Annotated in this window: 25 protein-coding genes and 2 pseudogenes; 14 read left to right on the top strand and 13 right to left on the bottom strand. The window is 38.5% G+C overall.

Annotation, left to right across the window (positions count from 1 at the left end):
• Positions 1–26 precede the first annotated feature (26 nt).
• Entirely contained in the window at positions 27–284 is a 258-nt protein-coding gene (locus D1868_RS07770; protein WP_156007125.1) for a hypothetical protein, read from the bottom strand.
• Positions 269–1,546 carry an APC family permease gene (locus D1868_RS07765; protein ID WP_156007123.1) on the bottom strand — a complete coding sequence of 426 codons (1,278 nt, stop codon included), beginning with the start codon at positions 1,544–1,546 and terminating at the stop codon, positions 269–271. Before D1868_RS07765 ends, D1868_RS07770 begins: the two co-directional genes overlap by 16 nt.
• Before the next feature lie 38 nt (positions 1,547–1,584).
• Between D1868_RS07765 and D1868_RS07760 the strand changes: the two genes are divergently transcribed.
• The gene (locus tag D1868_RS07760; protein ID WP_156007121.1) at positions 1,585–1,767 is read left to right on the top strand and encodes a hypothetical protein; all 183 of its coding nucleotides are present in this window, start codon (positions 1,585–1,587) and stop codon (positions 1,765–1,767) included.
• A gap of 43 nt (positions 1,768–1,810) precedes the next feature.
• Entirely contained in the window at positions 1,811–2,008 is a 198-nt protein-coding gene (locus tag D1868_RS07755) for a hypothetical protein (protein ID WP_156007119.1), read from the top strand.
• 14 nt (positions 2,009–2,022) lie between these two features.
• On the opposite strand, the gene D1868_RS07750 is transcribed toward D1868_RS07755, so the two are convergent.
• On the bottom strand, positions 2,023–2,679 hold the full coding sequence (locus D1868_RS07750; protein WP_156007117.1) for a hypothetical protein: 657 nt from the start codon (positions 2,677–2,679) through the stop codon (positions 2,023–2,025).
• A gap of 114 nt (positions 2,680–2,793) precedes the next feature.
• Here D1868_RS07750 and D1868_RS07745 point away from each other — a divergent pair, with 114 nt between their 5' ends.
• Positions 2,794–3,135, top strand: a complete 342-nt coding sequence (locus D1868_RS07745; protein ID WP_156007115.1) for a ferritin family protein — start codon at positions 2,794–2,796, stop codon at positions 3,133–3,135.
• Here D1868_RS07745 and D1868_RS07740 read toward each other — a convergent pair.
• Genes D1868_RS07740 through D1868_RS07730 form a run of 3 tightly spaced genes read right to left on the bottom strand, consistent with a single transcriptional unit; the run spans position 3,127 to position 5,207 of the window.
• Positions 3,127–4,140: an arginine deiminase family protein gene (locus tag D1868_RS07740; protein ID WP_156007112.1), complete on the bottom strand. Its 1,014-nt coding sequence runs from the start codon at positions 4,138–4,140 to the stop codon at positions 3,127–3,129. The genes D1868_RS07745 and D1868_RS07740 overlap by 9 nt on opposite strands.
• A gap of 43 nt (positions 4,141–4,183) precedes the next feature.
• On the bottom strand, positions 4,184–4,987 hold the full coding sequence (locus tag D1868_RS07735; RefSeq protein ID WP_156007109.1) for an undecaprenyl-diphosphate phosphatase: 804 nt from the start codon (positions 4,985–4,987) through the stop codon (positions 4,184–4,186).
• Position 4,988: 1 nt separating this feature from the next.
• Positions 4,989–5,207, bottom strand: coding sequence for a hypothetical protein (locus tag D1868_RS07730; RefSeq protein ID WP_156007107.1), 219 nt, complete (start codon positions 5,205–5,207; stop codon positions 4,989–4,991).
• A 105-nt stretch (positions 5,208–5,312) separates the two neighbouring features.
• On the opposite strand from D1868_RS07730, the gene sepP reads away from it, so the two are divergent.
• A complete protein-coding gene (gene sepP, locus D1868_RS07725) occupies positions 5,313–5,927 on the top strand; it encodes an undecaprenyl-diphosphatase SepP (RefSeq protein ID WP_156007104.1) in 615 nt (204 codons plus the stop codon).
• Positions 5,928–6,230: 303 nt separating this feature from the next.
• Here the strand turns inward: sepP and D1868_RS07720 are convergent, their stop codons facing one another.
• On the bottom strand, positions 6,231–6,545 hold the full coding sequence (locus D1868_RS07720) for a hypothetical protein (protein ID WP_156007101.1): 315 nt from the start codon (positions 6,543–6,545) through the stop codon (positions 6,231–6,233).
• Positions 6,546–6,679: 134 nt separating this feature from the next.
• On the opposite strand from D1868_RS07720, the gene D1868_RS10940 reads away from it, so the two are divergent.
• From D1868_RS10940 to D1868_RS07690, 6 genes and pseudogenes are all read left to right on the top strand, one after another.
• The gene (locus D1868_RS10940) at positions 6,680–7,498 is read left to right on the top strand and encodes a hypothetical protein (protein ID WP_196770231.1); all 819 of its coding nucleotides are present in this window, start codon (positions 6,680–6,682) and stop codon (positions 7,496–7,498) included.
• Positions 7,491–7,685, top strand: coding sequence for a hypothetical protein (locus tag D1868_RS07710; RefSeq protein WP_156007099.1), 195 nt, complete (start codon positions 7,491–7,493; stop codon positions 7,683–7,685). Before D1868_RS10940 ends, D1868_RS07710 begins: the two co-directional genes overlap by 8 nt.
• Positions 7,686–7,752: 67 nt before the next feature.
• Entirely contained in the window at positions 7,753–8,334 is a 582-nt protein-coding gene (locus tag D1868_RS07705) for a hypothetical protein (RefSeq protein WP_156007096.1), read from the top strand.
• Positions 8,335–8,370: 36 nt separating this feature from the next.
• Positions 8,371–9,233, top strand: a pseudogene (locus D1868_RS07700) (ABC transporter ATP-binding protein).
• Positions 9,202–9,963: a hypothetical protein gene (locus tag D1868_RS07695; RefSeq protein WP_156007093.1), complete on the top strand. Its 762-nt coding sequence runs from the start codon at positions 9,202–9,204 to the stop codon at positions 9,961–9,963. The pseudogene D1868_RS07700 and the gene D1868_RS07695 overlap by 32 nt, the downstream one beginning before the upstream one ends.
• Positions 9,960–10,439, top strand: coding sequence for a hypothetical protein (locus D1868_RS07690; protein ID WP_156007091.1), 480 nt, complete (start codon positions 9,960–9,962; stop codon positions 10,437–10,439). Before D1868_RS07695 ends, D1868_RS07690 begins: the two co-directional genes overlap by 4 nt.
• Positions 10,440–10,965: 526 nt before the next feature.
• Here the strand turns inward: D1868_RS07690 and D1868_RS07685 are convergent.
• Together D1868_RS07685 and D1868_RS07680 are read right to left on the bottom strand one after the other, a co-directional pair.
• Positions 10,966–11,163: a hypothetical protein gene (locus D1868_RS07685; protein ID WP_156007089.1), complete on the bottom strand. Its 198-nt coding sequence runs from the start codon at positions 11,161–11,163 to the stop codon at positions 10,966–10,968.
• 76 nt (positions 11,164–11,239) lie between these two features.
• Positions 11,240–11,475 (bottom strand): annotated as a pseudogene (locus tag D1868_RS07680) (transposase family protein); the annotation flags it as partial.
• A 401-nt stretch (positions 11,476–11,876) separates the two neighbouring features.
• Between D1868_RS07680 and D1868_RS07675 the strand changes: the two are divergent.
• Positions 11,877–12,773, top strand: coding sequence for a hypothetical protein (locus tag D1868_RS07675; RefSeq protein ID WP_156007087.1), 897 nt, complete (start codon positions 11,877–11,879; stop codon positions 12,771–12,773).
• 41 nt (positions 12,774–12,814) lie between these two features.
• On the opposite strand, the gene D1868_RS07670 is transcribed toward D1868_RS07675, so the two are convergent.
• Positions 12,815–13,198: a hypothetical protein gene (locus tag D1868_RS07670; protein ID WP_156007084.1), complete on the bottom strand. Its 384-nt coding sequence runs from the start codon at positions 13,196–13,198 to the stop codon at positions 12,815–12,817.
• Positions 13,199–13,479: 281 nt separating this feature from the next.
• On the opposite strand from D1868_RS07670, the gene D1868_RS07665 reads away from it, so the two are divergent.
• The gene (locus tag D1868_RS07665) at positions 13,480–13,941 is read left to right on the top strand and encodes a hypothetical protein (protein ID WP_156007082.1); all 462 of its coding nucleotides are present in this window, start codon (positions 13,480–13,482) and stop codon (positions 13,939–13,941) included.
• A 40-nt stretch (positions 13,942–13,981) separates the two neighbouring features.
• Complete coding sequence (locus tag D1868_RS07660) at positions 13,982–14,704, top strand: DUF72 domain-containing protein (protein WP_156007079.1); 723 nt, start codon at positions 13,982–13,984, stop codon at positions 14,702–14,704.
• On the opposite strand, the gene D1868_RS07655 is transcribed toward D1868_RS07660, so the two are convergent.
• From D1868_RS07655 to D1868_RS07645, 3 genes are all read right to left on the bottom strand, one after another.
• Positions 14,697–14,903, bottom strand: a complete 207-nt coding sequence (locus D1868_RS07655) for a sulfurtransferase TusA family protein (RefSeq protein ID WP_156007076.1) — start codon at positions 14,901–14,903, stop codon at positions 14,697–14,699. The two genes, D1868_RS07660 and D1868_RS07655, sit on opposite strands and share 8 nt — an antisense overlap.
• Before the next feature lie 140 nt (positions 14,904–15,043).
• Complete coding sequence (locus tag D1868_RS07650) at positions 15,044–15,886, bottom strand: hypothetical protein (protein WP_156007073.1); 843 nt, start codon at positions 15,884–15,886, stop codon at positions 15,044–15,046.
• Between the two features lie 105 nt (positions 15,887–15,991).
• Positions 15,992–17,581: a thiamine pyrophosphate-requiring protein gene (locus D1868_RS07645; protein WP_156007071.1), complete on the bottom strand. Its 1,590-nt coding sequence runs from the start codon at positions 17,579–17,581 to the stop codon at positions 15,992–15,994.
• Between the two features lie 293 nt (positions 17,582–17,874).
• Between D1868_RS07645 and D1868_RS07640 the strand changes: the two genes are divergently transcribed.
• Entirely contained in the window at positions 17,875–18,519 is a 645-nt protein-coding gene (locus D1868_RS07640; RefSeq protein ID WP_156007068.1) for a uracil-DNA glycosylase, read from the top strand.
• The last annotated feature ends 266 nt before the right edge of the window (positions 18,520–18,785 follow it).

The raw sequence follows: 18,785 nt of genomic DNA, 5'->3' as shown, positions 1-18,785 counted from the left end.
ATTAAATACCTCAAAAACTTTGCGTATCATGAAATAGGTAAACATTCCTTAACTTTCTGTATTAAATATTCTATTTCTTCTTTTTGCGGTTGGGGCACGAAATACCTCCAACTCTCGTCATTAAGCGAGGGAAAAGCCATCACAATTTTTTTGACAGTCTCACACTCTTCATCATTTCTCATGAGTTTTGAGTTGTCTTTCACGAACTGTTTAAGAAAACGCAATGCAGTTAGAGGTTTACCCATCCTAAGCAAGTTTTCAATTACGTCTATCGTTTGTACCACCAGTGTATAAATCCAATTATAACACCTATGATTAATGAAATTAACCCGTATAAAGAGGTCGATTGTATCAGATTACTGAAAATACCGTAACCCATAAGGAGGGTAGAAAATATTGAAAGGAGTAAATCAGTAACTGTAACCTTATTAAATACCTTCCATTTGAAAAACGGGTATACAGAGGAAATTATAACATGCGACGAGTATAACGTTATCAAACTAACTTCAGTAGTGATATTATACACCAAAACATAAGACTGCGAAACAGCAGTATACGTGTTTATTAACGTGAACATGAAGGCTAGTATTGCTATTGACACTACCATATCCCTTTTAACCAAAGTATAAGTTAGCCTTGAAAGGGCTACATAAGCGGCTGTAACCGAGCCTATTAAGCTATTAATCGTGAATATGAAGAATATCAATGCGAATGTACTTCCCACGAACTTCTGAGCTATGTAAAAACCTGGGTATTGAGTCACTTGGAGTAAATTAGAGACACCAACGTTACTATAACCTACAGCGGCTATTTCAAAATAAGATGCGAAGAGCACTGCTATAGCTGCAACCCAGTAGGCTATAATATAGGACTTCCCTACAGTTTTTCCCTTACCTTTAGCTTCATATCCCAAGAAGAACGAGGCGCCTCCTCCAGCTAATGTGAATCCAACTGCCAGAGCCCCTGAGAAAAAGTCAGCAGGAGGAACAGTTAGTGATAGAGGAAGGGCTGATACCCCAGTGAGTAATAGAACTTTTATACCCAGTATGAAAATTAACGCTACTTCAATACTTGAAGTTATTAATGCATAGATCAGTGGTGGTCTTATACCCGTTAGTAGAAGAAGTGTTAATAGCAGGGGAATCGCGATCTCAAAAATCGCCGGACTTACGTTAAATTCTGAGGGTATAACTATCCCAGCTAGATAGGTTGAGGCTGAAGAGAGATATACACCGTAGCTCAGCCAATAAAGCCATCCGGCAATTCTCCCTAAGAGTTCACCTCCTCCGCTCCTAGCGAAATCGTAAGTACCACCAGTAGTTGCTATGACCTTTGAATAGTTGTAACCAATTAGAACCCAAAGGAAGTAGATTAATGCCCCCATTATACCCGCTAGGAATGTTGAGGCTAAGGAACTCTGTAATGCGTACGTTAGGTAAGCCGAAACGGAACCAAGTGGGGCGATTGAACTGAGGGACTGAGCGTATACAAGTGAAGATCTAATCGATTCCTCCCTAGGCTCCAACTTCTTGGATAGATTAACCATACGTTTGTTTTAAATAAGGGGAGTATTAATTTTTAATTATGGTTAATAAAGAAGAGGTCGAGACTCTAGAGAAAGCTAAAGAAGAACTTCAGGATATATTATCCGATATAGATGACTTGTTAGAAAGAGCTTATAACGGAGAGGATCTGGATAAACGTGACCTAGACAATATATTGAAGAGGCTGGAAGATGTAAGAGATGATTTAAGAGAATTAATTTGAAAATTCCAATTAAGCTTTAAAGCATAAAATGTGAGTCAGATATATGATAATCGATTCGGTATTACTCTTAAGAATAATATTTACAACGATTGGTACGGTGTTAATCGTATTTGGGGCCATTCACTTGGTTTTCCACAAACTTAATTTACCGGGATTTGAAGGAAGATGGGCTATAAACTTATCCATGACCTTGATATCCTTGAGCATAGCGTTATATCTTCTCTCCTTTCTTATTCTATAACACTTTTATTTTTACTATAGTTCAAATACCAATCTGGCAATTTTTTCCTCATACTTTCTAACCTCGTTATCAACCCTTTCTTCATAATCCTTAACATCAGCAAGGTTATTGTTTTTCACAAACCAGATGGGCAAAGTTACTTTACCGTCTAGGTATTTACCAACGCTCTTGGGAACCCACACTTCCTTCCCATTAATTACGAGAAGATAAGCTTTATCGGTCTCTCCTTTGAGCTTTGCATCTAGTGAGATTAACTCACTTCCTAATTTCTCTTCCACCCTCCTTCTGATTTGTAGGGTCAAGAACTTCACAAGAGAGGTCTTATCTTCAAAATAATTCCCTGCGTATCTGTAAATTGTAATGTCATCAGTTTTGAAGATTTCGATCGTTTCTCCCTCGAATTCAGTACCTTTTATGCAATTAAGATCTTCTAACGAATCTCCTCTCTTGACGAAATAATCTACAGATATGACTTTCCCGCTCCTCTTGTAAACTCTTTTTATTACCACGCCTTCCTTCTCGTCTAAAATCCCCTCAACGTACTTAACTGATTTCAGCGAGTGCCATGCTTTTTCCTTGAGCTTAACTTGCCTCCATTTTCCACCCTCATAAGCGAAATAGTACTCTTCCTCATTTTTAGATATCTTTCCTATTCTTGCGTTTATCGGCATAATTGTGATATACACCTCGGTTAAGAAGACTTAAATTTGTAGATGCTCCCTTAAAAATTTGAATTCTCTTTTCTCTCACAACCATTTTAAAATTCCCAGTAAGATCTCATTATCGTGGATAAGTACTTACTTGCACTCCTCGGAGAGGCAGGTGCTACAGGGCTAGCGAAAGGCATATACAACGTTAGAAAAGAGGAGAGGTTTAAAATTGCCTACGAGAACGAGAGGTCTCACTGGGAGTATTTCAAGAAATATAGGAGAAGTGTGTTGGAAAAGCCGGTTTTCTACCTTTTATACGTGGTAGGAGTCATCACTGCTTTACTTGGTTACAAAGCGATACGTTACGTTGTGAATAAGGCAGAATCAGGTGCACTGGATTTTTATTTGAAGAACTTCGAACCTATGGGTGAGATAGGAAAGATAATTGAGGATGAGAAACATCATTTCTTACCCTGATCCCCTTTCTATAACAGCTGTCATACAATGTATCCCACCGAATCCTCCAGTGAGGTTTTCAACGTTAACGAAAACGGAGTCAACACCAGGGATTTTCAAATCATAAGGGGTGAGTATTTTCCCAGCTCTCAGGGTTAGGAAATTAGTAGCGAACTTTCTAGCCTCATCTAAATCTACGAAGTGTATATTGAACTCCTTCTCTTTCAGGTATGTTATCATATCTACTCCTTTCCTTACTAACTTCCCTTCAGAATAAACTTCAACAGTACTGTGTTGCATTAGTTGTTTTACTCCTACCACCAACTCACGAGATATTACGTTAAAATACGTGTCTAGATGAAAGAACTCTGTTGACATAGGTTCTTTCACTATTACCACTTCTTCACCGCTATTTATTAGTCCTTTAACGCCATTCATGTCACTCCTGTTACCCACCCCTACTAAATAAAAGTCACCCATAGGGTAGAAGTCTCCCCCCTCTAGATGTCCCTCACTCACTTCTTTATACTTAACGGAGATCGACTCCCAGAAAAGTTTCACCAGCTCCGTCTCAGCGCTCCTCTGAGGTTTTGCCATCTTACCTATGATAACCCCGTTCTTAGTCGTTATTTGTTGATCCCTCATAAAGTACAGGTTAGATAAGGGGTTTATTAGCTCAACTCTTATCTCACCGTCGGTCGATATGAACTTAGGTCTGAGAACTAACAATTTTGCTAAAAACCATGGGTCTGCGTCAACCCCTACTACTTTCTTCAGCCTTTCATAAAATTTCTCGTCTTTTAACGCTCTCCTAATAATGCTCCTCAATACTCTGAAAGTAGTCACACCCTCAGACTTCAACGCGTCTATTAACTCTTCGTACTCTTTTCTAGCCTTTACGAAGTCAAATCTCCTCTTGAAGAGCGACTTCTCAGGATCCAAAAGTCCGAAAAAGACTTCCAGCCCCGGCTTATGTAATGCAACCTTTTTCAAAGGATCCCATTCGGCTCTCGCATAAGCTCTCATAATATATATTTTTCGTAAGAAGGTTAATTACTTTGTAATACGTTTAGAGAAATAAGGTTACCAAGCTTACTGCAATTGCAATAACTCCTAACATGAAGTTGATTATGTATACTTTAGTGGTCTTGGCTATTCTCATCAATACCCTTATAACCAATATGCCAGTTATTAAGGCAGTCACAACTGCTATCATCAGACCCTCAATGCCGATGTAATGAACTGCATAACTGACGTTATGCCTAGTGAATAAGAGTGTAGTGAGGACGGCACCTAAAGCAGCTGGTATGTATGCTAAATAAGAGTACCTGAACGCGTTCTCAGGCTTTATACCTAATAAAAGCATTGTGGATACCGTCATGCCTGACCTGCTTACTCCAGGTAAGGCGGCTAACCCTTGGGCAAAGCCTATAATTATCATGTGCTTTAGGGATACCTCTCTGAGCTCTCGTGGCTTTATTCTCTCCCTTGTAAACTTGATGTATATACCATCCAGTATTAATACAATTCCCAGTAAGAGCATAGGAATAGAGGGGTTGTAAGCGTTCTGTAATAACTTATCGGAGATAACGTAAAGCGGTACGCCTATAAGACCCGTTACTAGGGTCACTACTATGAGGAATTTGAGTAAGAACTTATCCCTAAAAACAGCCGTGACGTCTTTTCTAAAGTAAATCAACGCAGAGCCAATAGATCCCATTTCCATAAAGAGACCAAAGGTGTAAGCTACGGTTATTGTAAGTCCCAAGAGGAAGTGAGAAGCAAGGAGTTCTTGTGTTTTACTGCTTATGGGTAACCATTCGGAAATACCTTGTACTATACCTAAAATTACAGATTTGATCACGTCAATCATTTTAATCCCCGGTTAGAATGACAAGTTGTAACGCTAGTGCTGTTATGATGATATCGTGGAAAGGTAAAGATAGCAACAATGATATGGGTGCTATAACTCTAGGTAGCTTTAGATTAGTCACGGAGATGAGTAATGGTATTAATAATAGCAAAGAGTATGGGTGGTAGAAATTCAGGAATAGTAGTAAAACTGAGGTGATTATAACGTAATAATTTGTCATATGTTATAGAGATCTCGCCCATCTAATAAGGTTCATGTATATAGTTTATATATAAAAAAATTGGATACGGATAACCTTATAGTAAAATATAGTAGCAATAGTCATATGAAAAAGTATTGGGTTCTACTTATTCTATTTATAGCCCTTACACTGTATGTAAAAGTAGTTGGGGAACAAAATATCCCCCTAAACGTCGAGGTATTTAAACTGATAAATTATCACCAAATTTCATTTCTTAACCCTATAATGGTCTTATTATCTAAATACGGAAGGGAATACGTTTGGATTCCCGTAATAGCAATACTACTCATTTTCAAGAAGACTAGAAAAATAGCAATAACTTTAGCTGCATCCTTTATACTCGCCATAATTCTTGGTGAGGGAAGCAAATATTTAGTAGCACAACTAAGGCCATTCTATTATGTTTTCCCCGATTATCTATTAGTCAGTGAGCCTCACGATTTCAGCTACCCGTCAGGACATGCGTTAATTGTAGGAGATGGGGCGATAGTCTTAGCTTTTACAGCTCCAAGATGGGTATGGGTTCCTCTATTAATCGAAGCTTTACTAGTATCCTATTCGAGGGTTTACGTAGGTGTCCATTGGCCCTTGGATGTGTTAGGAGGATGGCTACTGGGAGGATGGATAGCCCTATTCACGATTGATATGGAGAAGAGAGGAGTGTTAAGGCCCTTTGAGAGGGCGCTAAAGGCTGAATGATAAGTTAGTAGTTTTGACCAAATTTTCTCCTGATTTAGTTGCAAGCCTAGATAAATCTAAATGTAAGTTTAAAAAGATTAAGGAAAAACTCTTTTCCTTAATTATTTTTGATTGAAAATAATGAGACTTAATATAGCTCCGAATATTAGACCTATTTAGATTAAGATCTACAACAGTAGTCAAAAAATTTCCTACTTTTCCTCAAAATACTTTTTCCAAGATTTCATGACACGCGTAATGTAGGATAAATATACTACTCATTATGGGATTGGTAATGTCCGTTAATTCGCAAAATCGTGGAGTTTAGTACGACATATGTTTCTTAATTTTCTCGTATAATTCTATGTTTTTGGTTTTGACCACCTCTTCGTTAATCTTTTTGAGGTTTTCAAGGATTTGTGATGGATCTTTAAGTTCAGAAGTACCTAAAGGAGTCTCGGCGTAAACTTTGCCGTTCTTCACCAATAGTCTTATCTTTGAGAACTGACTTCCCACCGGAACTTCATAGGTTACTTCTTCAGCTATAATTAATGAATCGTCGGTCGCGGTAATGCTTATCCACGATCCTTGATAACAGAAGCCTAATCCGTCTTTTCTAATTTCTATTCTCTTGTACATAAAAATATTAATGATTTGAAAATTAAAAAATGTTAATAATTAGTAAAGGACCGTTAGACATGCTAATTTTTGTAATTCTGAAGAAACAATAGGTTCAGTCAATCTTATTCCCGATCAATTTTGATCTTACTCTCATGACGCTCTTAAACCAGATATTAAGTTCAGCATCAGGTCTCAGTTCAATTATCTCAACAGCCGCTTTAATTTGGACTATCTATTACTACCGTAAGCAAACTGATTTGCTTAAGACCCAGATAGACGAGCTGAAAAAGCAATCTTCAATTCAAGAATGCCTTCAGATGAGGGATTCCACCATTCGCTTACACGAAGTTTTAACACCTTTAATGATAGATGAGATCAACGAGATCTATAATTTTGAGGAATTGAATAAGGTATGTTCATCTCAAGTTGCCTGCATGGCCTATGTACACAATATATTTTCGAGACAAGAAGAGATCAATGAGATCAGGGAGAAAATACAGAGATTATTACGAGATTTAAAAAGCCTTAGGTTAGAGGATGAAAGGTTCAAGAATTATGAAGCCTTTCTAGAGGATATTATAAACTCTATTTGTAATTTACCATATTCCTCGAAAGGTGGAGAATGCGAACTCTTGAGCGAAATTGATCAAATGAAAGAGGAGTATGCCGAGATAATAAAAGTGATAGACGTGCTTTTGGCTGAAGATGTAAAAGGTAGTATAATGAGCAAGGAAGTACTTATGAAAGAAGTGCTCTCATTCAAAATCGAGGATTTAATAGACGTCTTGGACAAGACTTCCTTTCTAATTGACGCTGAATGCGGGGGTAAGTTATGTAAAGAAGTCTTTCCCTTGAGAGAGTTAGTAAGCGGTAAAATGAACCCACTAAAAGAGATGATTGAAGAACCTAAGGGTTTTTGTGAGAAATACGGTTTAAAGATCGTTTGTGAGGAATATAAAGACATTGGATAATGTAAAAAGTATATTATATGACGTTGAGAAGTCTAAAGTGTTTTACTCACTCCTTTACCTCAACTGGCTAACAACGCGGTTTAAGACTTTGATAAACAGCATTCAATTGCCTTTAGATGTAGACATCAAGGTGAGAATGAAAGCGGAACTAGAAAGGATAACTTGTATAACAAGTAAGACAGTGTAAAGGAAAAAGTGAAGGTTAGACTCACGACAGACAGAGAATTTTTAAGCATTAAGATAATTACAAGGCGATGAAATTTACAAAGAGGTTTAAGGAGGAAGATGAAGTCCACGGAACATATGAACTTTTCAGCGAACTCTTTGTGTCAAGACTGGGTAATATATTAGGGATCCCAGTACTGGAGGTAAGTCTGACTCACGAGGGTTTAGTAATGGAGTATTTACCTAGAAAGGTCATAAATCCTACTGACATTAGAAACTTGGCTCAGCTTAAGAAAGCTCTACCTTTTGAGGAATGGGTTCTGAACATAGACCTCAAACAAGACCACCTAATGGCTGACGAGGAGGGCAACGGATATATTGTAGACCACGGACACTCGTTACTTTCTTGGAAACCCCTCTACTATGTCTACGAAATAATGAATAAGCCTGTTACGAGGTTCAATCTCTGGAGTGATGAGTATCACTTTAAGGAAGGTGTGGAAATAATACGTTCATTAGACAAGAAGTCTAGGGACGTATTATTGAAGGAGAGCGTAAACGAGGTATTAAGCTATCGAAAGCTTGATTCATCACTTGTTAACGACTTTTTGGAAGTTAGTTCAAAGATCCTTGACTATAGAGAGAAGCTTTTGTGCTCTTTCAAAAATTAGGAAAAATTATAATAATTAACAGTTAAAAAAGGGATTGTGGACGTTATTTTTGCAAGACGATTAATCAAGAGTTTTAGAGGAAAATTAGTCTTAAAAGGTCTCACTTTTTCCGTTAAGAAGGGTTCAATTACGGGCTTTGTGGGACCTAATGGAGCTGGAAAAACTACGACCATAAAAATCCTTTCGGGACTACTCAGGAAGGACAAAGGAGAATTATATGTACTGGGTGAAGACCCGTGGGATAATCCGCGTCTTAGGAAAAAGGTGTCCGTTATCTTCACTAAACTACCTTATCCTTCCAATGATACGGTTAGGGAATATCTCGAGGACTTGAACAGCTTATTTCACGGAGACTTAACCAGACTGATTAAGGAATTCGACCTACAGGAACACATGAGAAAGAGGGTCTCTCAACTTTCATCAGGACAAGCACAGAAAATACAGCTTATAGCTTCACTATTGAAAAACCGGAGTTGGTAATAGCTGACGAGCCTACGGCTAACCTAGATCCTCAAGCGAGGATAGAGTTTTACGAAATGGTTAAAGCCCTTGCACGTGATTACGGGGTCACCTTTTTCATATCGTCTCATATATTATCAGAGTTAGAGAGAGTAATTGATCATCTTGTCTTCATTGACGACGGGATGGTAAAGGCTCTTGGAGAGCTCTCCTATGTGGAATCCATGCTAAAAGGTGATGAGATATTGATTCTCGTCAAAGATAAAGAAAGGGCTTTACAAGTGCTCAAAGACTTTAACCCCGCAGAAGACGGCCCTTACATTAAAGTCAGGAGTGAAATGAGAAAGGTAATAGATATTCTTGATGATAACCATGTGGAAGTATTGAGTATCAGGAAGGTGAGCCTGGATGACGTCTTCAGAAAGCTTTCAGGTGTTTAAAATACTTTTTAAGGAGAGGTACAAAGACCCGACGTTACAGATGATCCTGCCGACTATGCTAGTGGGTTATATATTTATCCCCTCATTCCTGATAAGAGAGGACTTCCTTAATTACGCTCTGGTTTTAGCTAATATACCGGTAATAAGTATCCCCGAGACGGTAGCTGTAGCTTTAGCGTTAAGGAACATAATATTCGTCTTCGGAGACCACATGAACTCAGGGAGTATAGTATCTTTCCTGATGATGCCCGTAAAGAGAAGGGCTTTCTTTTTCATGAGTTATTTCAATGACGTAGTTATACCTTACCTCATGTGGTTAGCCACTTATTTCTGGTATTTATATGAATTATCTCTCATCAACAACCTCACAATGTTCATGGGTTTAATTTACACAGCCGGTTATTTCTTCTCCACGTCAGTAATACTGTTCTACACCGTCCTCTTGAGGACTAATGGTGCTGCAACTCTAGCCTCAATGTTCACTCTAGGCTCGATTTTCATTATCGGAGGGATTGGAAATTACGAAATAATAATAGGAGGGATAAATTACAACTCCTTGAGTATTACCTCCTTCATGAATGTATATCCGTTAATCTTGGCTTACTCTATCAATCCCTCAACCTATTTCACGGTAATCCCTTATGCAATAACAGGTGTCGAGGTGGACGTCGTATTAGCTCTAGTTTTGTTCTTGATATCTTACCTTAAGTTTAGGGTGATGGAGTTTTGATCAGGTTGGGTTTACTTTTACTCTCATTAGGACTGACTATGGTATTCTTATCTCTTACTACCATAAGCGGTAACACGCAGACTACAGTTAACTTCCTTCACTCACACGGCGTCAGTATACCGTCTTTCGTTAATAGTGTGAGCATTAACTTGGTCGAAAACAAAAGTGACGTAAGGGCTATAATCTCGATACTTAACGGCTCATCAAATACGACCGTAGTAACTCCCTATTCAGGTTGTCTAAGTAGTGGGGATTACCAGTTTGTCCTCTTGAAAGAGATCAATACCACGACCGGGAAAGTACTTAATACTTCTCAGTACTATAATGTAACACTGATCTTCAAGGTCACTAAGGCTTATGTGGTAAGCTACCCAAAGGACGTCCTACTCCAAGGGGTAGTATTATCTCTTATCGGGTCTGTCTTATGGATAAGAGATATAAGTAAACGCCTTCACGTCAAAAAAGAGTATGTGTGAGATAAATTAGTATCAAAGGACTTTACTCTGAGGGTTAAGGGAAGAAAAGCCTTGCCAAGGGGTAGCTCTTTATAGATAATTTAAACATTTTCTAAACTATTCTTCTTCTAGTGATTATAACGATGTTAGATTAATGGGATTAAGGGAGGATGAACTACTATCTCCTTTAAGGGATTAGATGAAAGTCCCGCACAACTTCTTACCATTTGGGGTTGGTTCCGTGGACCACCGATCAGCCCGAACTTATAGTGGGAACTATGAGGAGGGAACCATCGCTGGCGGGGAAGAAGTCAGACACAGCATATCTACCTACAGTTAAGGCTATGTAGAATTACGCCCACACCTCTGAGCTTGGTGAGACAGCGTTTTTGATGTAGAAACCTTTTCATAATCACTCATTATAACTTGTAGTTAGTGGGCTATGATAGTTAGACAAGCGTTAGAATAGAAGGTGAGAAGAGATTAGCTGCTCAATAGAATTTAACTTTTCACCAGATCACTCTAGATTAGTAAATCTCTTTGAGGATTACAGAATATTCTTCCCCCTCCAATCGAAAGGAACTTGAGACTCGAGCTCTACAAAAATATTGTACAGCTTGTCATCCACTTCTATCTCGTCTCTACCAGCTAGGAGGTCACTATGCTCACTCGGTAAAACATCGATTATAGTCTTGAGGGTTCTTAGCCCGTGGCAGTCACCCTGAAGTCTAGGGAGGATTATCATAAACTCACCTTTGTTAGGACTATTTTCAGTATTCAGTACACCTTTGACTTCTGTAGCGATAGCACTCAGTTTGTCCCTACACTCTCATTTCAATCATTTTATGTATCAAGTGTAGGGACTTAGCTCTCAACCACCTACCAGCTGGGTCATGGGTCTCCTTCGAGCCAAAAGGCATGTGGCTCACATCTCCGTTTACGGGGCTTAGAACATTGCTCCCATCACCCCGTAGGCGTAGATTCAACACAGCAACAACATCTCTATGCCACTTCTCTAACCCTTGTGGCATTGCCCCCATCGGGTTGATAAACCTCCTTAGTTTTTCATCATCTTTTTCACGAAATTAATCAATAAATGAATATAAAAAGAAGATTTTTATTATTATGAAAAAGGATTCAGTCCTTCTGATATTACTTCAGTTCTAGTTTAAAAACGAGTTGAGGAGAGAAACGTACTAACATCTCTTTATTAAAGTTCCGAGATACTACTGAAAGTTAATTGTTGTGATAGGCTAGTCATGATAGGAGTGCACAGATTATGACTTAAAATAAAGTATCAGAACAATTAGTCGGATGTGAATATAGGTATAGGAAGTTGCACACTCTACTTAGTTTCTAACTATCTAAGTCTAGAATTATAATCATTTTTTCTAGCTCTTTTTACTAACGATAAATTTAAAAGCAACGGAATAAGTGTAATTATTAGGGTTACCCAAAATGATAGGACTAAGCGAAATTTTGAACCCACCTACAGGTCTCTTAGTTTCAGAAATCCTCCTAATATCATTAATACTAGGAATGCTACACGGTGCTACACCTGACGAACATACTTGGCCTATAACCTTCAGTTATGCCATAGGAAAATACAGTACGAAGGGAGGGATGAAAGCAGGATTCCTATTCTCAGCAGGATTCACTGCACAGAGAGCTCTGTTAACCACTCTCGGTTATATAGGCCTTGCAGCTATTTACAAAGAGTACAACTTAGACGGTCCGGTGTACATAATCGTAGGTTTCGTAATGGCAATAGCAGGTTCTTATATCCTCAAGGGAAGGTACTTACATTTACCGATAGACGCTTTAATGAAGCACGGAAGCCACGAAATTCCTAGGGATGTACCATTAAGAATGACAGTTGTGCATGGTCTGATTGCTGGCTTCGGCTTTGGTGCTTATGCAACGATAATAACTTTCGTCCTCGCTCCGCAGTTACCTAGTGTCATTTACGCTCCTCTCCCAGGTTTAATGTTCGGCATAGGTACAATGATCATGCAGATAATATTTGGAGCAATATTCGGAAATATACTGAGGGCTAAGAAGGCTAGCGAAGAACAGATCACTTATGTAGCCAGGAAATCCGCAGGCAGGGTGCTATATTACGGCGGATTAGTGTTCATGGTAGTTGGTGCACTTATAATAGCATTTCCGCAGATAGACAACTTTGCAATCTCGACTGGGATTTCAATTCCTAACCTCGACGCTATAGATGTGAGCTTCCTGTTAGTAGTAATGACTGTTGGACTCATAGGTTTACTGAGTATAATAACGAGCTTTAGAGAAGCATTCAAGACTACAAGCCAAGGAGAAAAAGGAGTAATGAAGAGGACTGCATGACTACCTTGTTTTTGAAATGTGAAAGATTATAAACTCGTCCTCTATTTTCGTTGTATCAAGTAATAAATTAAGTAAGATACCAGACCGTAAGTAAGATGAGCTATTACGTACGGTAACGTGATCGTATAAGGTATGAGGATTAAGTGAATTGGTAAACTGAAAATGGAGAGGACGGAAGAACCGAAAAGAAGTCCTAGCACTATTGAAGACGGGATACTGTTTGACCTTATACCACTCGCCTCAATAATAGTTACTCCGATTGTAAAGACAACTACTGCCGCAATTATGTGAATAATTATGCCGAGTAGTATGGAAGATACATGAGTTAGGTGATACGAAATAACCGCAAATATAGATAGGTCGTTTACAAAGAAAAATAATTCAAAAATTCCTCCAGCCAAACCGGATATTAACTTATCAAACATTATTGGAGTAAAGACTAAGTAGTGTTTAAAAGATTACTCACCAAGAATAGATTGACGTAGAAGAAGTAAGTATTATAATAATGAACCAAGAAATTATGAGGTTATTATTGTACGTGAAGAAAACCCTAATATTTCTTGTTTTCATTCAATCCCTTATTATCCGCCTTAGACCTTTATTTTACGGTTATTATTAAACATCATTTCATGTAGCGTAGGATAATAAATTCTTGAGTTTACAGTGAGCTCGGTTATTTAATTACTTTAAGCATTTACTTAATTTTGTGGAAGAAAAGGAAAAGATTATTAAAAAGTTGAATAGCTCAGAAGTTATCCCCACAGATGAGTTAGACGCTTTACTGAGGAGTGAAGATAAGGAAATAAAGCACGAAGCTTGGAACTACGTACTTAGACATCAAAATGATTTAGGGAGAGAATACCTTATTCAATTATTGCGTTTCGACGATACGGGTACAAGATATAGGGCTTGGAATGAAGTACCCAACTTTATCAGTAACAATGTGCTCACAATGGAGGACGTTAGAAAAAATGTTGAGTATTTCTTTCAACTCCTAAAGGATAAAAACCTAACTGTAAGGGTATTATCGTGGTACGTAACTTTGATACCACTGATTAATGTAGGAATCATAGGTAGGGATGAGGTCAGGCCATACCTTAAGTGGCTTTGTGAATTGAAAGACGAAGTTCTTGACGAAGTTAAGGAGGAACTAGGAATTAGATGTTAAGGGAATTCGGTTTTTAAACCTTCGCGCTAAGATTTACATTGTGATTAAGGTAGGTACTTGCGGTTTCACCTATAAGCACTTCAAGTATTTTGACGCCTTAGAAGTGCAACAAACATTTTACGACATTGTTAGCGACACTCAATTACAAAAATGGAGGAAGTTAGCTGAAGAAAATAATGTAGAGCTCACAATAAAGGCGTTACAAATAATAACTCACGAGTATAACACGAGTACTTACAAGAGAATGAAACATAAGTTCGGAGATGCTAAAAATTACGGGTCGTTTAAGGATACTAAGGAAGTTAGAGAAGCTACTGAGATCACGTTAAGGGAGGCAAAGGGGTTGAACGCTAAGATTATCATTTTCCAGACACCTGCCTCCTTTAAACCTTCCGAGAGTAACGCTAGGGCTGTCATAGACTATTTCTCCACCCTTGATAAGAAATTTAAATACGGTTGGGAACCTAGGGGAGAATGGTATAATGAGCTGAAGTTATTGAGGAAGGTAGTGGAGGAATCCGGTGTGATTCACGTAGTAGACCCCTTCAAGCACACTTCATTAACAACGGTGAAATACTACAGACTTCACGGTATAGGAAAAGGTGAAGTGAACTATTCTTACAAGTACACTGATGACGACCTCGACTTATTGAAGAATATGGTAACCGACGAGTCGTATGTAATGTTCAATAACATCTACTCTTTTGATGATGCATTACGATTTAAGAAGTTGATCTCTGAAAGTAATAGCAAAATCACTTAGTTTTAAGGATCCTAATTCTAAAAGTGTTACCATCTCTCTTTATTTCGCATGGATAACCTCTAGACTCACATATCATTGGTATTGAAAGCTCTGCTGGTTCGTTATCACTTATAATCTCAACACCTTCTTTCATCTGGTTAAGCCTTTTTACGATCTCTATCTGGGGTTCCGGACAAGGTTCTCCTCTTAGGTCAAGGATTAAGTCTGGTTTGTTTTTCTTTTTTTTTCACTCATTAAATTATACTTTCAGCAAAAAACTAAATATATTTCCGCTTTATAAACTAGCAGTTTAGATTTGATAAAAATTATGCAAACTATATCAATTTACTTCTTTTTAATTCATTCAGGGCTGGTTTCTTGAGAAACGGTAGCGAGTGCGTATTTTTCGAGTTTTGTCATCAACACTTCATCTATATATACTGCGTAAAGTGTTACTCTGACTGGAGTTAGTAAACTTACTAGTTCGAGAATAGCGTCCTGTCCTTGTATTATTTGTCCTTTGTAATTCACATTTATTTTCGTAATTTTTCCGTCTTTAATTAGTATTCTTCCGTTTACGTCTTCTCCTTTTATTATTGCTATTCCGTATTCTACGTCTTCTCTTGCTTTTGTTATCTTTGGTAATATTTGGCTAAATGTACCTTGTTCTTCCAGTATTTTCGTCGGTGTGATATCATCTATTCCAATTCCACTAGGGGTCTTTAGAAAGTATTTCACGTACGGTATTATGTGATCTTGTACTATATGTTGAGCTAAGGCGAAAGGTGTCCTCCCTAGTAATTTGTCTAGACCAGATACTTTGTAGTCAGCATTCACAATTATTCTTACTAGCGTCTCCATAGGCTTTACTGCCTTGGTTTGGAATTTCATTTCCCAAGTAAATTTTTGGTCTTTTTCCCATCCTCTATAAACTATACCCTCTGACGTGTATACTGGCCCTTCCATTTCCCCTTCTAAGAAGTTCAGCTTTGTGTCTGGTGTACCAAAGATGTACAATACTAAGAACTTGTTCGAGAAGCTTGAAAGTGAAGAAGGTTTCACATATTTTCCTTCTTTTTGGTCATAAATCTGTAGTATGTTAATATGACCAAAGACTCCAGTGAGGAGGAAGGGATCCGTCAGTAAGCTTAGTATTCTCTCCTTAGTAGTTTGGATTGTAATATCTTGTGAATAAACACTCATTAACTATCTTCTCTTGAGATGTGGTATATTCACTTTTATTTAAATTTTGATTAAATTGGTTCTAACATCGTCAGTCGATCTTTTAAGTTTCAAGGTCATTACTTATCATCTAGTCCTCTCAACTATAACTTGAACAACGGCTAATTTGTATTTCAACGCCTCTTTTAGACTATCCTCAATGTCTTCAGGCCGCTCAACTAACTTAAAATACCCACCGAAACTTTTTACAGTCTCCCCTATGTTGTATCTTCTAAAATCTGCTCCAGGATAGATTCTTTTGGCCTTTGCTAAACCCTCTGGGAATACTTCGTCTACAGCCTCAGCACTTGCTAACCACCCACCGTTGTCATATATCACTACTAGTACATCACCTCCATATGTCGTAACTGTGTAATAAAAGGCCTCTGGAACCCCGAAAATGAAACTTCCGTCACCCGTTGTAACTACTACTTTCCTTCCACTAGCGATAGAATAACCTACACCACCCCCTAATGCCCAACCTAAGTGACCGAAGCCCGGATCTGCGAAATATTGCCCGAAAGTTAGGTGTGCATATTTAGGATTAAATTGATACTCGTTAAATATGGTTAACCCTAACTTGCCCACATAATATGATAATAACCTCGGATGAATGACCTTCATCTTCTTTAGCTTTTCAATCTCCTCTGCCTTCTTCTTTTCTTGTACAGTGTGGAGTTCTTTAATCTTCTCCTTCAGTTCCTTCTTTTCTGGTACCTTAAGCCTAGAGAAGAACTCAGATACCGTAGACTGTACACATAGGTCGCAAGGAAAACCGTAAAACGGTATATATGAGTATGAGGGATCGACGTCAACCCTTATTACTTTTCCCTTAACTTTCACCTTTTTAGGAATCCAAGGTACCTCAGATTCGACTACTATGAGCAAATCTGATTGAGATAAGTCGTAATAGTCTACTCCCATCTCACCTTCATAATTTACCACTTCACCTACATAATGCAGAACTGGGATACCTACCTCGTCAACAAAGGACTTTAGACTATCAAACCACTCTTTCTTCCTCCCAGCCCTCCAAGTGATAATAACGGGGTTTTGGCTTTCCTCTATTAACTTCTTAGCCTTGATTAAATCCTCCTCTCTAACTCCCGGTGAAAAAGTAGCCAGAGGTCTCTCGTACTTTCTCTCAGTTTTTTCCACACTTACCTCTCTGGGAATCATGAGGTAAACTGGACCAGTAGGTTCACTAAACGCTAACTGAAAAGCCCTGTTTACAGCTTTTTCCACCTGATCAGCACGCCTTATCTCGAAGTCCCACTTGACCCACTGTCTAACGACTTCACCTTGATCCCTAGCTTCTTGGGTCCAATGAATACGTAAATTCCTGCTAGCTGTACTCCCCTCTTCCGTGTAAGGGCTTCTCCCGGCTATTACTATAAGGGGGATACGGGAAGTGTAAGCGTTAATGATTATACCCAATGCGTTTGCTGTACCGGGAAGTGTGTGGAGTGCGACTACTCCTATTTTTCCTGCTAAAGAATAACCTAGAGCAGCTGATGCTGCAGTTATCTCATGGGGTACTACTATAAAATCGGGCAGAGAGGGGTCTCTCACTTTCTCCTCGATGAAAGCTGCATAATCAGTACCCGAGACCATGAATATCTTATCAACACCCATTTCCTTCAACTTAGAAAGGAGTATTCTGGCACCGCTTTCCATGCCTACATATCGTATTTTTACAATTTATATTAATTGGTGTTAGGATAGGGAAAAAGTACAAAGCTTTTATATCGAAACCATGAGAACCTCGATAAACGTTTACGTATTAAATGACGTAAGGTTTTCCACCTATAGATTGAAGTTTATCAAACATCGGCAATGCGAAAAGGTCAGGTTTTTAATGATACTATGTAACGGTTATTTTATTCATCGTTTAATAGTAGGTGAGTATGACACATTATATTAGGGTATAGAAGAAATCACTTTTATTTGCTTTATACGTAAAGTCTTTTATGAACTTAGCCGGTGAGTCTCTTTTTTCTTGTAATCTATGTCCCAGACTGAGAGATTACGTCAAGTCCATAATCCCTCCACCGCGGTTTAAGTCATGGAATTACTGGGCGAAACCAGTCCCAGGCTTTGGCGATCCAAATGCCAAGATCCTTATTGTAGGACTTGCCCCCGCAGCCCACGGTGGTAACAGAACTGGGAGGGCTTTTACTGGAGATCAATCAGGGCAATGGGTGGTCAGGGGGCTTTATGAAATAGGTCTCGCTAATAAACCGGAAAGTGTTTCGCAGGACGATGGTCTTATGCTCAAATGTGTATACGTAACTAATGCTGTGAAGTGTGCTCCTCCCAAGAATAGACCCACCAACGAAGAAATAAAGAAATGTTCGGCAAACTGGTTACTAAAGGAAATTAACTCTTTGAAGTATCTCAAGGTCATTATCCCTTTAGGTAGGGTAGCTTTTTACAGCGTGTCACTATTATTAGGAATAAAAGCTGATTTCGAGCACGGTAAAGAGATCGAAGTTGGAAAATATAAAGTGTTAGTTAGTTATCACGTGAGTGCCCAGAATACTAGGACTGGGAGACTAAGCTGGGAAGATTGGTTGAAAATTTTGAGGAGGGCTAAAGGGTTAGCCGAATGCTAGAGAGGATGTGGTAGAGTATAGAATTAAGCGTTTTATTGACTATGTACGGTATTGAGAAGTATATAAATTATGTCGATTAAGTATAATAACTTATCACACGAATTGTGTCGTGGAGTACGTAAACCAAGTAAAAAACCCTCACGGGACTGTGGTAATAGAATTGCTTTCAGACCCTCATTTCACTTTTAAGAATGTGCTGGGAGCTGACAAAGTCGAGACTCAAAACGGTAAAATTAAGGCTGAAATACCGCTTAAGGGATTAGTGA

Source organism: Stygiolobus azoricus (genome assembly GCF_009729035.1).
Classification (GTDB): domain Archaea; phylum Thermoproteota; class Thermoprotei_A; order Sulfolobales; family Sulfolobaceae; genus Stygiolobus; species Stygiolobus azoricus.
This window is presented reverse-complemented; position numbering and strand designations above follow the sequence as displayed.

Excerpts from the sequence above, each read along its gene's own strand:
- D1868_RS07765 (WP_156007123.1), bottom strand. The coding sequence starts at position 1,546 with ATGGTTAATCTATCCAAGAAGTTGGAGCCTAGGGAGGAATCGATTAGA.
- D1868_RS07760 (WP_156007121.1), top strand. The coding sequence starts at position 1,585 with ATGGTTAATAAAGAAGAGGTCGAGACTCTAGAGAAAGCTAAAGAAGAA.
- D1868_RS07755 (WP_156007119.1), top strand. The coding sequence starts at position 1,811 with ATGATAATCGATTCGGTATTACTCTTAAGAATAATATTTACAACGATT.
- D1868_RS07750 (WP_156007117.1), bottom strand. The coding sequence starts at position 2,679 with ATGCCGATAAACGCAAGAATAGGAAAGATATCTAAAAATGAGGAAGAG.
- D1868_RS07740 (WP_156007112.1), bottom strand. The coding sequence starts at position 4,140 with ATGAGAGCTTATGCGAGAGCCGAATGGGATCCTTTGAAAAAGGTTGCA.
- D1868_RS07735 (WP_156007109.1), bottom strand. The coding sequence starts at position 4,987 with ATGATTGACGTGATCAAATCTGTAATTTTAGGTATAGTACAAGGTATT.
- D1868_RS07730 (WP_156007107.1), bottom strand. The coding sequence starts at position 5,207 with ATGACAAATTATTACGTTATAATCACCTCAGTTTTACTACTATTCCTG.
- sepP (WP_156007104.1), top strand. The coding sequence starts at position 5,313 with ATGAAAAAGTATTGGGTTCTACTTATTCTATTTATAGCCCTTACACTG.
- D1868_RS07720 (WP_156007101.1), bottom strand. The coding sequence starts at position 6,545 with ATGTACAAGAGAATAGAAATTAGAAAAGACGGATTAGGCTTCTGTTAT.
- D1868_RS10940 (WP_196770231.1), top strand. The coding sequence starts at position 6,680 with ATGACGCTCTTAAACCAGATATTAAGTTCAGCATCAGGTCTCAGTTCA.
- D1868_RS07705 (WP_156007096.1), top strand. The coding sequence starts at position 7,753 with ATGAAATTTACAAAGAGGTTTAAGGAGGAAGATGAAGTCCACGGAACA.
- D1868_RS07695 (WP_156007093.1), top strand. The coding sequence starts at position 9,202 with ATGACGTCTTCAGAAAGCTTTCAGGTGTTTAAAATACTTTTTAAGGAG.
- D1868_RS07685 (WP_156007089.1), bottom strand. The coding sequence starts at position 11,163 with ATGATAATCCTCCCTAGACTTCAGGGTGACTGCCACGGGCTAAGAACC.
- D1868_RS07675 (WP_156007087.1), top strand. The coding sequence starts at position 11,877 with ATGATAGGACTAAGCGAAATTTTGAACCCACCTACAGGTCTCTTAGTT.
- D1868_RS07670 (WP_156007084.1), bottom strand. The coding sequence starts at position 13,198 with ATGTTTGATAAGTTAATATCCGGTTTGGCTGGAGGAATTTTTGAATTA.
- D1868_RS07650 (WP_156007073.1), bottom strand. The coding sequence starts at position 15,886 with ATGAGTGTTTATTCACAAGATATTACAATCCAAACTACTAAGGAGAGA.
- D1868_RS07645 (WP_156007071.1), bottom strand. The coding sequence starts at position 17,581 with ATGGAAAGCGGTGCCAGAATACTCCTTTCTAAGTTGAAGGAAATGGGT.
- D1868_RS07640 (WP_156007068.1), top strand. The coding sequence starts at position 17,875 with ATGAACTTAGCCGGTGAGTCTCTTTTTTCTTGTAATCTATGTCCCAGA.